Here is an 11,987-nt window from a genome sequence, read left to right as displayed (position 1 = left end):
TGGAGGAAACGACCGGTTGTGGACAACCGCCGAGGCATCGCCCGGAGTACGGCAACCCTGTCCGAACCCCTTGTTACGGTGCGGGGCTCACCCCAGCTTGTCGGGCAGACGAAGTTCGGGCTTGTCGAGCTCTTCGATGTTGACGTCCTTGAAGGTGATCACCCGGACATGCTTGACGAACCGGGCGGGACGGTACATGTCCCACACCCACGCATCCGACATCCGGACTTCGAAATACACCTCGCCGTTGGCGTTGTGGGGAAGCAGTTCGACGGCGTTGGCAAGATAGAAGCGCCGCTCGGTTTCGACGACGTAGGCGAACTGACCGACGATGTCCCGGTACTCCCGGTAAAGCGAGAGTTCCATCTCGGTTTCGTACTTCTCGAGATCCTCGGCACTCATCGGTCTCGGTGTCCTCCCACTCTGGTGTGTCCTGCCATCATCTCGCATCCGCTCCGGCTCCGACGAGTCGGCGTCGGAACGGCGCTTCGCCGCATGCTGCGGCCACGTTCGCCCATGATCTCCGATGCTCGGGTGACGGGCCGAGCTCGCGCAGTGCCGCCATGTGCACCGCCGTGCTGTAGCCCTTGTGTATCGCGAAACCGTACCCCGGATACGTTCGATCCAACCCGACCATGATCCGGTCACGAGTCACCTTCGCAAGCACACTCGCCGCCGCGATGCATGACGCGGCGCCGTCCCCGCCGATCACCGGCAACGACGGCGCAGGCAGGCCCGGAACCCGGAAGCCGTCGGTGAGGACGTATCCCGGCGCGACCAGCAGGCCCGCGACGGCGCGTCGCATCCCCTCGATGTTGGCCACGTGGATTCCGATCGCGTCGACTTCGTCGGCGGGCACCTCCACCACGCTCCACGCGAGCGCGCGGCGCACGATCGCGTCGTAGAGTTCCTCACGGGTCTTCTCGGTCAGTTTCTTCGAATCGTCCAGGCGATCCAGCGAAGGGTGTGGTTTCGACTCCAGGATGCAGGCGGCGATGACCAGCGGGCCTGCACACGGTCCGCGGCCTGCTTCGTCGACACCGGCGACCGGGCCGAGCCCGCATCGCAGCAGCGTCGATTCCATCGTCCGTAGACCCGATGATCGACGAATCACCGGTCGCGGGGGCCAGGTACTCACGAAGGCATGATCTCCGGGGAATCGATGAAGCCCCATCGGCCGGGGGGCAGCACGATGAAGCGCGCCTTTCCGATCACATTCTCCAACGGAATGGACCCCTGATGCTCGTCACCCACGTGATAGCGGGAGTCCGCGGAATTGCTGCGGTTGTCGCCCATCACCCACACATGCCCCTCGGGCACCGTGACCGGACCGAAGCAGCGTCCGGACGGCACTTCGGTGTCGCACGTGACCACACCGGGTGTGAACGGGTAGTCCATCTTCACGTACGGTTCGTCGATCGGTTGTCCGTCTACGAGAATGCGGCCCTGGTCATCACAGCACTCGACGGTCTGCCCGCCCACCGCGATCACGCGCTTGACGAGGTCGTTCTCGTCCGGCGGGACCAACCCGACGAGCGAGCCCACTTCCTGGAGCCCGCGCAGGACCGTATTGTCGGAGCGTGTCGAGGTGTAACCCTCGGACCACGAATCGGGTCCCTTGAACACGATGACGTCTCCGGGCCGCGGATCACCGAATCGGTAACCGATCTTCTCGACGACGATGCGGTCGCCGGTGCACCCGGGGCAACCGTGCAGCGTCGGTTCCATCGATTCGGACGGGATCAGGTACACGCGGGCAACGAAGGTCTGGAGGAGAAAACTCAGCGCGAGCGCGACGACGATCAGGATCGGGAGTTCACGCCAGAACGATTTCTGCTTCTTCGTGTTCTTCTCGGTTCCGCGGTCGTCGCTCAGGTCGTCCGGTTCCTCCCTTCTGTGGTGGGCACCGCGCGTCCGGTTGTGTGCCGAGAGTCGGTCGTCGCCAAATCGGTTCGCGTCCGGCCCGGCCGGTTCGTGCGGTGAATCTGCCACCGGACAAGACTAGCGTCTACGTAAATCTCGTACCTGCCGCCACTGTTCGGCGGTCGATGGAGTCGCACATGCTTCACAGCAGCCCGACGACGCGGTATTCGAACAGGTACGACCGAGCCCGGCCCAGAAGTGAATCCGGGCCGGGCTCGTAGGTATGCCGTCAGGAAGCGACGATCAGCGCTTTTCCTTGATCTTGGCAGCCTTGCCGCGCAGCTCGCGCAGGTAGTACAGCTTCGCGCGACGGACGTCACCGCGGGTGAGGACGTCGATCTTCGCGAGGTTCGGGCTGTGCACCGGGAAGGTGCGCTCGACACCGACGCCGAACGAGATCTTGCGGACGGTGAAGGTTTCGCGGATGCCGCCGCCCTGGCGACGGATCACGACGCCCTTGAAGACCTGCACACGCTCCTTCGAGCCCTCGATAACCTTGACGTGCACGTCGAGCGTGTCGCCGGGGCGGAAGTTCGGAATGTCGTCGCGCAGCGACTTGGCGTCCAAAAAGTCCAGGGTGTTCATCGGTGTTCTATCCTCTTGTTCGCTCGAGCAGAGGAACCTGGCGGCGACCGCCGTGAGGCGGGCTCGACCGGTTCGTGCCCAGATCAGGTAGGCGTGCCCGAACGGGGCAACCTGTCTATAGTGCCAGACGCCACCTGGTTGGGTGAAATCCCGGGTGCCGGGGCCGGGTGCACGGTCCTGTCGAGAACGGCCTCGGCCGCGACTCGTGAATGCTCGACGCTGCCGAGCACCGCTTCGAGAGTCGGGGCACCCGCAACGAGGTCCTGCACGAAGATCTTCGCTCGGATCACCGGTCTGCGGAATCTCCTCTCACGCGCGATCGCGCGGGTCATTTTCCGCGTCTTGCCTTGGTAGCGCCAGCGGGCCCAGGGCGCCCCCGGCCGCGAAAGGCGTAACGCGCCGACCCAGAGCAACGGAACGATGAACAGTCCGACCAGACCGGTCCAGATCTTGCCTTTGGCGAGCACCACCCCGGCGAGCAGCAGATTCAGCAGCACCAATACCACCAGAACGAATCGGCTCACCCAGTCTCCGCCATCGTCGAAACTGGTGAGGTCGACGAGATCGAGGGGTTGCAGACCGAGCAGGAGCATCCCGGTCACAGCGATGGCGACGAAGACGGCGTCGACAGAGACACGTCCTTCTTCCTCCCAATACACATCGTGGAGATAGAAGATGAGCGCGAACTCGTCGAGCGTCAGGGCCGCTCCTATCCCGAACAGCGCGGCGAAGACGGCGATGACGGTCCCGGAGCCCACCTCGTACACCGAGATGAGACCGCCACCCGCGATGACCATCGTGATCACACCGAACACCATGTGGTGAACGTGAAGTCCCCCCGGCGTGATGTTGCCGGGCCACCACCGCACCTTCGCCCGGATCATCCGGACGCTGATGCGGATGAACACGAATGCGACGACGAAACCCAGCAGGAAGCACAGCAGCGGCAGTCGCCCCTGATCGATGATCTCGGTTCGGAGCCAGTTCATCATCGCGGCACCGACGCCCTCGTTGCGGCGCTGGGCAAGTCTTCCGGCCGTGAAATCCGCACGGCTTTCAGCATCCCAGGCGCCGGTCGATCGCGGCGCGATACGACCGGCACGCGGGAACGGGCTACTTGCCGAAACCTGCTCGACGAAGAGCGTCGGCCATCGATCCGGAGGCAGGTGCGGCGTCGGGACGCCGGCTCTGCTTGCCACCACCTTGTTTGGCGCCCCCCTGCCCACGGCCACGGCCGCTGCCCTGTCCACGACCGCTGCTCTGCTGACCGCGGGGGGCGGGCCTCGATCCACCTTGGCGGCCACCGCGCGCGGCACCGCCGTTGCTGTCGGATCCTGACGGGATCTCGTCGTCGAGGCGCAAGGTGAGACTGATGCGCTGTCGCGGAACATCGACGTCGAGCACCTTGACCTTGACGACCTCACCCGACTTCACCACGTCGTGAGGATCCTGGACGAAGCTCCTCGACATCGCCGAGACGTGCACGAGTCCGTCCTGGTGGACCCCGACGTCGACGAACGCGCCGAACGCGGCGACGTTGGTGACGACACCCTCGAGCACCATGCCCGGAGACAGGTCTCCGACCTTCTCGATTCCCGCCGCGAACGTGGCGGTCTTGAACTCGGGGCGCGGATCGCGACCGGGCTTCTCGAGTTCGCTGATGATGTCGGTGACGGTCGGCAGACCGAACTTGTCGTCGACGAACTCCTCCGGCCGCAGTTTGGAGAGAACAGCAGAACTGCCGATCAGTTCGAGGACGCCGGTGCCACTTCGGTCGACGATCCGCCGGACCACCGGGTAGGCCTCGGGGTGCACTGCGGACGCGTCGAGCGGGTCGTCGCCGCCCGGGATACGAAGGAAGCCCGCACACTGTTCGAAGGCCTTCGGGCCGAGCCGCGCGACGTCCTTGAGCGCCTTACGAGTGCGGAACGGGCCGTTCTGATCGCGGTGGGTGACGATGCTTTCGGCAAGTGATCCGGTGATGCCCGAGACTCGGGACAACAACGGAACCGAAGCGGTGTTGACGTCGACTCCCACGGCGTTCACCGCATCTTCGACGACCGCACCGAGCGATCGGGCGAGCATCGTCTCGGACACGTCGTGCTGATACTGACCGACGCCGATCGACTTGGGGTCGATCTTGACGAGTTCGGCGAGCGGATCCTGCAGGCGCCGCGCGATCGAGACCGCACCGCGGATCGACACGTCCAGGTCGGGTAACTCCTGCGAGGCATAGGCGGAGGCCGAATACACCGACGCGCCGGCTTCCGACACCACGATCTTGGTCACGTTGGTGACACCGGACTTGGCGATCAACTCCGCGGCGAGGGCGTCGGTCTCGCGGGAGGCGGTGCCGTTGCCGATGGCGATGAGTTCGACCCCGTGCTCGGCCACCAGAGCTGCGAGAGTCGCGAGCGCTTGGTCGTGCTTGTTGTGCGGCTGGTGCGGATAGATCGTCGTGTGGTCGACGACCTTGCCCGTCGCATCGACAACGGCGACCTTGGTGCCGGTGCGGAAGCCGGGGTCGAGGCCCATCGTGGGGCGTGTTCCGGCCGGCGCTGCCAGCAGGAGGTCCCGAAGATTCGCAGCGAACACGTCGACGGCGTCGCTTTCGGCGGATTGCTTGAGTCGCATCCGCACGTCGATACCCATCGACACCTGCAAACGGGTGCGCCACGCCCAGCGCACGGTGTCGAGCAGCCAACGATCGGCGGCGCGTCCTCGGTCGGCGATCCCGAAGCGACCGGCGATCCGGCCTTCGTAGTACGACGGCGCCCCGGGCTCCTGCTCTTCGAGTTCGGGTTCCAGCGACAGACTGAGCACTTCTTCCTTCTCGCCGCGCAGCGCCGCGAGGATACGGTGCGAGGGCAGGTCGGCGAACGGCTCGGAGAATTCGAAGTAGTCGGCGAACTTCGCGCCTTCGGCTTCCTTGCCCGGCCGCACCGCGGATTTCAGTCCACCGCGGTTCCACATGGCTTCACGCAGTTCACCGACGAGGTCGGCGTCTTCGGCGAATCGTTCGACGAGGATCGCCCGGGCACCGTCGAGTTGCTCGGCGCTGTACTGCGCGGGATCGGTGGTCGGATCGCCGATGAGTGCGTCGGCCACGGGCTCGTGCCCGGCCTCGCGGGCGATCTGGGCTTTCGTCCGGCGTTTGGGCTTGTAGGGCAGGTAGATGTCTTCGAGGCGGGCTTTCGTCTCGGCAAGCATGATCTGCCCGCGGAGTTCGTCGTCGAGTTTGCCCTGCTCTTCGATCGATTCGAGGATCGCAGCGCGGCGTTCGTCGAGTTCGCGCAGGTACCTCAAGCGCTCTTCGAGGGTGCGGAGTTGGGCGTCGTCGAGCCCGCCGGTGACCTCCTTGCGGTAGCGAGCGACGAACGGCACGGTCGAGCCGCCGTCGAGCAGTTCCACCGCCGCAGCCACCTGGTTCTCGCGGACGTCGAGTTCGTCGGCGATGCGCCGGTTCACGGTGTCGAGTTGGGTCGTCACGACGATCGACCCTACCTTTATCCTTTCGTGTGTTCCCCGTGGCGCCACGAGCGCCTGCTCGGCGGGACACCGAACTTCGACTATCGGCGCGCTGTGCGTCGCACAATGGAATACAGGAGCATGGGATGACCCGGGATCGGTTCCGGTCGGGCTTGGCGTTGCTGGTCGTAGCAGCAACGTTGTCGGCGTGCGGCACGCCCCTGAACGGGACCACTGCACCCGGGTCCGAGGTGTCCGCTGCGGGCCTGCACGTAGTGGCCGACGCCAGTACCGATGTCACGGCTCCGATCAGGATGGACGGGCTCGCAGACCGCATCGACACGGCGACACGACTCGCAACCGGACGTGGTGCTGAGGTCACGGTAGCCGTCTTGGACCGCGAGACAGGTGCGCGAACGGTCGGCGGCGTCGACGAGCCCATCGAGACTGCATCGGTGGTCAAACTGTTCATCGCCGACGACCTGTTGTTCCGGGAAGGGATCGGCGAGGTCCTGCTTACCGACGACGACTACGACCTGATCCGCGCCATGCTCACCCGGTCGGATGATTTGGCCGCGTCTCTGTTGTGGGATGCGTTCGGCGGTCCCGAGATCGTTGCTCGTGTCGTCGAGCGGCACGCCCTCCGAGGAACGGTCGCCCCTGTCGACTTCTGGTGGAACACCCTCACCACCGCATCGGACATCTTGACCTGGTACGACGATCTGCTCAGCGGCGAGGACGGATTCGACGAACCTGCCGCTGCCCGGATCATCGGGTATCTGCTCGAGTCGGAGCCCACTGGAGCCGATGGTTACGATCAGCAGTTCGGCCTGTCCGATGGACTTTCGTACGCGGTGGACCTCGGTTCCAAGGCGGGGTGGATGTGTTGCCTCGGTTCACAGTGGATTCACCTGTCGACCGGATTCTTCGGCGACGACCACCGGTATGTGGTTGCCGTGTTGTCACGGGAGACGGTGACCTACGAAGATCCCGAGTACGACGGCACGTTCCTTCCCGACACCTCGATGTACGACGCATCCGACGACGAGAGCGCCCGGCATGCACGCGACACGTTGACGATGGTGGTGGAGACCGTATTCGGCTGATCCGGCTCAGTCGCCGGTGAGCAGATCCGGACGTCGCTCGTGTGTCCGGGCCAGCGACTGTTCGCGGCGCCACTGTGCGACTTTGCCGTGGTCTCCGGAGAGCAGGACCGGGGGGACATCGAGGCCACGCCAGCACGCGGGCCGCGTGTAGCTGGGGCCTTCGAGCAACCCGTCGGAGAACGAATCCTCCTGGTGCGACTGTTGATTGCCGAGTACCCCGGGAATCAGGCGTACGACTGCCTCGACCATGACCAGTACGGCGACCTCGCCGCCGATCAGTACGTAGTCGCCGATGCTGACTTCCTCGACGCGGACGCGTTTCGCAGCGTCGTCGAAGACTCGCTGGTCGATGCCCTCGTATCGACCGCACGCGAAGACGATGCGTTTCTCGGTCGACCACCGTTGTGCGGTGGCCTGATCGAACGGCCTGCCCGCGGGTGTGGGGACGACGAGCAGCACATCCGAGTCGGTCTCGCCCTCGTCGACATCGAGGACCTCGTCGAGAGCGGGGCCCCAGACGGTGGGTTTCATGACCATGCCCGGTCCGCCACCGTAAGGCGAATCGTCGACGGCCTTGTGAACGTCGTGGGTCCAGTCACGCAGGTTGTGCACTCCGACCGAGATCAGACCCTTGTCGATCGCCTTGCCGAGCAGCGCCGCGCGTAGTGGTTCGAGATATTCGGGAAAGATGGTGACCACGTCGAGCCGCACGGGCTACTCGTTTTCCTCGGTTGTCCGGCGCAGCTTCATTTCCTGCTGCTTCTTCGCTTTGGTGGGCAGCTCTCCGAAATCGGGATCGAGCAGGCCGTCGGGTGGGTCGATCTCGATCATGCCGTCGGCAACCGACACCGTCGGAACGATCTCGGTGACGAACGGGATGAGGATCTCCCGGCTCGCATCGTCGGCGGGCCGGATCGCCAGAAGTTCGCCCGCAGCGGTGTGCAGGACCTCACGTACGGTGCCGATCTCGGTGCCGCCCTCGGGGTGGCCCGCCACGATCCGCACCGGCAGACCTTCGAGTTCGTGATCGTAGAACTCGTCGGGGTCGGAAGAGGGTGACAGGTCGTCGCTGTCGACGATGAACAGGATGCCCCGCATCGCGTCTGATCCGGTGCGGTCGGCCACACCGGTGAGACGCAGCAGAAGCCGCCCGGAGTGCTCCCGGGCGGCTTCCACCGTGTAGTTGTGCAGCTTCTGCTCGCGGGGTTTGCGGCCACGCAGGACCGTACCTACGGCGAAGCGCTCGTCGGGTTCGTCGGTACGGACCTCGACGACCACTTCACCTTTGATGCCGTGCGACTTGACGACACGGCCCACCACGAGCTCCACCGACGCGCCTAACGGTCGGTGTCGACGACGTCGACGCGGATTCCTCGGCCACCGATTCCGGTGACGAGCGTCCGCAACGCCGTCGCGGTGCGGCCACCGCGACCGATCACCTTGCCGAGATCGTCAGGATTGACGTGGACCTCGACGGTGCGGCCACGGCGACCGGTGATGAGATCGACGCGCACATCATCGGGGTGCGAGACGATGCCTCGGACGAGGTGCTCGACCGCATCGGCCACCACGGCGCTCATTACTCGGCGGCCTCGGTGGACTCAGCGGCAGCCTCGGTGGACTCTTCCTTGGCGGCCTTCTTCTTCTTGGGGGTGATCGCCTCGGCAGCCGGCTCGTTCTCGGCCTGAGCGAGTGCGGCCTGGAACAGCTCGAGCTTGGTCGGCTTGGGCTCTGCCTTCTTCAGGGTGCCCTCCGCGCCCGGCAGGCCCTTGAACTTCTGCCAGTCGCCGGTGATCTTGAGAAGGTTGAGAACGGGCTCGGTGGGCTGCGCACCGACGCTCAGCCAGTACTGGGCGCGCTCCGAGTCGATCTCGATGATCGACGGATCTTCCTTCGGCTGGTACCGGCCGATGGTCTCGATCGCACGGCCGTTGCGGCGGGTGCGCGAGTCGGCGACGACGACACGGTACTGCGGGTTGCGGATCTTGCCGAGACGGGTGAGCTTGATCTTGACGGACACTGCTGTGTTCTCCTTCGCGCGCGGAGCGCGCATGTCACGTGCAATTCGGACGGCGCGCCCGATTGGCACGCCCGGTTTTGCCTCTAACCTGTGACCGTCGCGCGGTACGGAACCGGATGCGACGACAGCGGTCCATTCTGCCAGACGCGGGAACCGCACGGGAAATCGACGGTCAAGCGGGGCCCGCTACGACAGCGCCGCAAAGAACTACCAGGTCGGGTCGGGCCGAGGCCGGATCGATGCGGGGGTCGTCCGAGTAGACGATCAGGTCGGCAGGGGTACCCGGCTCGAGACTCGGATGACCGAGCCAGGTGCGTGCCGCCCAGCTCGCTGCGGCGAAGGCCTCGTTCGCGTCGAGTCCGGCCTTGCCGAGCGCTGCGATCTCGTCGGCGATCCTGCCGTGCTGCACCTGTCCGCCGGCATCGGTGCCCGCGTAGATCGGGATGCCCGCGTCGTGGGCGGCGCCGATGGTGTCGGCGACGCGCGCATGCAGATCGCGCATGTGCGCGGCGTACACGGGGAAGCGTGCGGCCGAGTCGGCGATATCAGGAAAATTCTCGATGTTGACCAGGGTCGGGACCAACGCCGTGCCATTCGCTGCCATCGTCGCGATCGTGTCGTCGGTCAGGCCCGTACCGTGTTCGATGCAGTCGATTCCGGCGGCGAGCAGACCGGGCAGCGCATCCTCACCGAAGACGTGCGCTGTAACGCGGGCGCCTTCGCGGTGTGCCGCGGCGATAGCCTCGACGAGGATCGTGTCGCTCCACAGCGGCGCGAGATCACCGGCATCACGGTCGATCCAGTCGCCGACGAGCTTGACCCAGCCGTCGCCCGCGCGGGCCTGGCGCACGACCTCGTCGGGCAGTTCCGACTCGTCCTCGAGGTCGACCGGGAGGCCACGAATGTAGCGCTTCGGCATCGCGATATGCCTGCCCGCCCGGATGATCGTCGGCAGGTCGGGACGGATGTCGAATGCCCGTGTGTCGACCGGGGATCCGGCGTCGCGCAGGAGCAGCACACCCGCGTCGCGTTCGGTGACGGCCTGCGCGAGGGCGCCCGCTTCGCTCTCGACTCCCCCACCGAATCTGATCCCGACGTGGCAGTGGGCGTCCACGAGGCCTGGCAAGACCCATCCGTCGGTCGAGAGCACCTCGGCTCCCGGGATCGGCTCGCGGGAGAATTCGCCATCGCTGCCGATCCACAATTCGATCGGTTCCCCTTCGGGCAGGGTCCTGCCGCGCACGACGAATGGACCGGTGGCACCGCCCCCCACCATGACCGGGCCTCCCTCTCTTCGCAGCTGCGTCCTAGTTCTTGGGGAACTTCAGCTTCGACAGATCGAACCCCTCGAGCCCCGGAGGCAGTTCGTCGAGCCCCTTCGGCATGTTGGACAGATCGGGCATCCCCGCGCCGAGCCCGGGGAACCCGGCGGGCATGCCGCCGGGAAGACCGCCCCGCACCTTCGGCGGCGTCGGGCCGCGACCGCCCTTCTTCCCCTTCTTGCCCTTCTTCGAACGCTGGTTACGCCGAGCACCGGGCATGCCCATCTGGCCGGCCATCGCAGACATCATCTTCCGTGCTTCGAAGAAGCGGTCGACGAGCTGGTTGACATCAGAGACCTTCACGCCCGAGCCGTTGGCGATACGCAGCCGCCGGGAGCCGTTGATGATCTTCGGGTTGGCGCGCTCCGCCGGGGTCATGCCGCGGATGATCGCCTGGATCCGGTCGAGCTGCTTCTCATCGACACCCGCGAGCGCGTCCTTCATCTGCCCTGCACCAGGAAGCATGCCGAGCAGGTTCGCGATGGGGCCCATCTTGCGCACAGCCATCATCTGCTCGAGGAAGTCCTCCAGCGTGAGCTCACCGCTGCCGATCTTGGCGGCAGTCGCTTCGGCCTGTGTGGCGTCGAAGTGCTGCTCGGCCTGCTCGATGAGGGTGAGCACATCGCCCATACCGAGGATGCGGCTGGCCATGCGCTCGGGGTGGAAGACATCGAAGTCTTCGAGCTTCTCACCGGTGGATGCGAACAGGATCGGCTGGCCGGTCAGTTCGCGGACGCTGAGCGCGGCACCACCGCGGGCGTCGCCGTCGAGCTTGGTGAGCACGACGCCGGTGAATCCGACGCCCTCGCGGAAAGCCTCGGCGGTGCTCACGGCGTCCTGGCCGATCATCGCGTCGAGGACGAACAGGGTCTCGTCGGGCTGAACGGCGTCGCGGATGCCTGCGGCCTGCGCCATCAGCTCCTGATCGATACCGAGGCGACCCGCGGTATCGACGACGACCACGTCGTACTGTTTGTTCTTGGCTTCCGCGATGCCCTGCTGCGCGACGGCGACCGGGTCGGCGGCCGTGACACCTAGCTCGTTCTCGCCACCACCGATCGACGTTCCGGGATGCGGCGCGAATACCGTTACACCGGCACGTTCACCGACGACCTGCAGCTGCGTGACCGCGCCCGGACGCTGGAGGTCGCACGCGACCAGCATCGGTGTGTGTCCCTGATCCTTGAGCCATTTGGCGAGCTTGCCTGCGAGCGTGGTCTTACCCGCACCCTGCAGGCCGGCCAGCATGATGACGGTCGGAGCGGTCTTCGCGAACTGGAGCCGACGGGTCTCGCCGCCGAGGATCCCCACCAACTCGTCGTTGACGATCTTGACGACTTGCTGAGCCGGATTCAGCGCACCGTGAACCTCGGCGCCCTTCGCCCGTTCCTTGATCTTCTTGATGAACGAGCGCACGACGGGCAGCGCCACGTCGGCATCGAGGAGGGCAAGGCGGATCTCGCGGCACGTCGCGTCGATGTCGGCGTCGGACAGGCGCCCCTTGCCGCGCAGGTCCTTGAGGACCCCTGTCAACCTGTCGGAAAGGGATTCGAACACCGAATG

Annotated in this window: 13 protein-coding genes; 1 reads left to right on the top strand and 12 read right to left on the bottom strand. The window is 65.7% G+C overall.

Translation table 11 applies throughout. The features are described from left to right. Nucleotides 1-87: 87 nt before the first annotated feature. The 6 genes from ACSYG9_RS20890 to ACSYG9_RS20865 form a co-directional block, all read right to left on the bottom strand. On the bottom strand, nt 88-402 hold the full coding sequence (locus ACSYG9_RS20890; RefSeq protein ID WP_006550963.1) for a DUF2469 domain-containing protein: 315 nt from the start codon (nt 400-402) through the stop codon (nt 88-90). Between the two features lie 37 nt (nt 403-439). Continuing rightward, complete coding sequence (locus ACSYG9_RS20885; protein WP_440124290.1) at nt 440-1,138, bottom strand: ribonuclease HII; 699 nt, start codon at nt 1,136-1,138, stop codon at nt 440-442. Continuing rightward, entirely contained in the window at nt 1,135-1,875 is a 741-nt protein-coding gene (gene lepB / locus ACSYG9_RS20880) for a signal peptidase I (RefSeq protein WP_440127743.1), read from the bottom strand. Before lepB ends, ACSYG9_RS20885 begins: the two co-directional genes overlap by 4 nt. Before the next feature lie 291 nt (nt 1,876-2,166). Then, the gene (gene rplS / locus ACSYG9_RS20875; protein WP_054715236.1) at nt 2,167-2,508 is read right to left on the bottom strand and encodes a 50S ribosomal protein L19; all 342 of its coding nucleotides are present in this window, start codon (nt 2,506-2,508) and stop codon (nt 2,167-2,169) included. An 83-nt stretch (nt 2,509-2,591) separates the two neighbouring features. After that, nucleotides 2,592-3,500 (bottom strand): hypothetical protein, encoded by a 909-nt coding sequence (locus tag ACSYG9_RS20870; RefSeq protein WP_440124289.1) that lies wholly within the window; start codon nt 3,498-3,500, stop codon nt 2,592-2,594. A 121-nt stretch (nt 3,501-3,621) separates the two neighbouring features. Next, nucleotides 3,622-5,997, bottom strand: coding sequence for a Tex-like N-terminal domain-containing protein (locus ACSYG9_RS20865; protein ID WP_440124288.1), 2,376 nt, complete (start codon nt 5,995-5,997; stop codon nt 3,622-3,624). Nucleotides 5,998-6,122: 125 nt separating this feature from the next. Between ACSYG9_RS20865 and ACSYG9_RS20860 the strand changes: the two genes are divergently transcribed. Continuing rightward, nucleotides 6,123-7,082 carry a serine hydrolase gene (locus ACSYG9_RS20860; protein WP_454839779.1) on the top strand — a complete coding sequence of 320 codons (960 nt, stop codon included), beginning with the start codon at nt 6,123-6,125 and terminating at the stop codon, nt 7,080-7,082. Between the two features lie 6 nt (nt 7,083-7,088). Here ACSYG9_RS20860 and trmD read toward each other — a convergent pair whose 3' ends face one another. From trmD to ffh, 6 genes are all read right to left on the bottom strand, one after another. Further along, the gene (gene trmD, locus ACSYG9_RS20855) at nt 7,089-7,793 is read right to left on the bottom strand and encodes a tRNA (guanosine(37)-N1)-methyltransferase TrmD (RefSeq protein ID WP_440124286.1); all 705 of its coding nucleotides are present in this window, start codon (nt 7,791-7,793) and stop codon (nt 7,089-7,091) included. 3 nt (nt 7,794-7,796) lie between these two features. Beyond that, complete coding sequence (rimM, locus tag ACSYG9_RS20850) at nt 7,797-8,411, bottom strand: ribosome maturation factor RimM (RefSeq protein ID WP_454839778.1); 615 nt, start codon at nt 8,409-8,411, stop codon at nt 7,797-7,799. Between the two features lie 8 nt (nt 8,412-8,419). Continuing rightward, complete coding sequence (locus ACSYG9_RS20845) at nt 8,420-8,662, bottom strand: RNA-binding protein (protein WP_169688646.1); 243 nt, start codon at nt 8,660-8,662, stop codon at nt 8,420-8,422. Then, nucleotides 8,662-9,102, bottom strand: a complete 441-nt coding sequence (gene rpsP, locus ACSYG9_RS20840; RefSeq protein WP_440124284.1) for a 30S ribosomal protein S16 — start codon at nt 9,100-9,102, stop codon at nt 8,662-8,664. The genes ACSYG9_RS20845 and rpsP overlap by 1 nt, the downstream gene beginning before the upstream one ends. 172 nt (nt 9,103-9,274) lie before the next feature. After that, nucleotides 9,275-10,378 carry an amidohydrolase family protein gene (locus ACSYG9_RS20835; RefSeq protein ID WP_454839776.1) on the bottom strand — a complete coding sequence of 368 codons (1,104 nt, stop codon included), beginning with the start codon at nt 10,376-10,378 and terminating at the stop codon, nt 9,275-9,277. Between the two features lie 31 nt (nt 10,379-10,409). Continuing rightward, complete coding sequence (gene ffh, locus ACSYG9_RS20830; protein WP_440124282.1) at nt 10,410-11,981, bottom strand: signal recognition particle protein; 1,572 nt, start codon at nt 11,979-11,981, stop codon at nt 10,410-10,412. Between the last annotated feature and the right edge of the window lie 6 nt (nt 11,982-11,987).

This window comes from Rhodococcus sp. SJ-2 (assembly GCF_053750035.1).
This window is presented reverse-complemented; position numbering and strand designations above follow the sequence as displayed.

Excerpts from the sequence above, each read along its gene's own strand:
- ACSYG9_RS20890 (WP_006550963.1), bottom strand. The coding sequence starts at position 402 with ATGAGTGCCGAGGATCTCGAGAAGTACGAAACCGAGATGGAACTCTCG.
- rplS (WP_054715236.1), bottom strand. The coding sequence starts at position 2,508 with ATGAACACCCTGGACTTTTTGGACGCCAAGTCGCTGCGCGACGACATT.
- ACSYG9_RS20870 (WP_440124289.1), bottom strand. The coding sequence starts at position 3,500 with ATGATGAACTGGCTCCGAACCGAGATCATCGATCAGGGGCGACTGCCG.
- ACSYG9_RS20860 (WP_454839779.1), top strand. The coding sequence starts at position 6,123 with ATGACCCGGGATCGGTTCCGGTCGGGCTTGGCGTTGCTGGTCGTAGCA.
- ACSYG9_RS20845 (WP_169688646.1), bottom strand. The coding sequence starts at position 8,662 with ATGAGCGCCGTGGTGGCCGATGCGGTCGAGCACCTCGTCCGAGGCATC.
- ACSYG9_RS20835 (WP_454839776.1), bottom strand. The coding sequence starts at position 10,378 with ATGGTGGGGGGCGGTGCCACCGGTCCATTCGTCGTGCGCGGCAGGACC.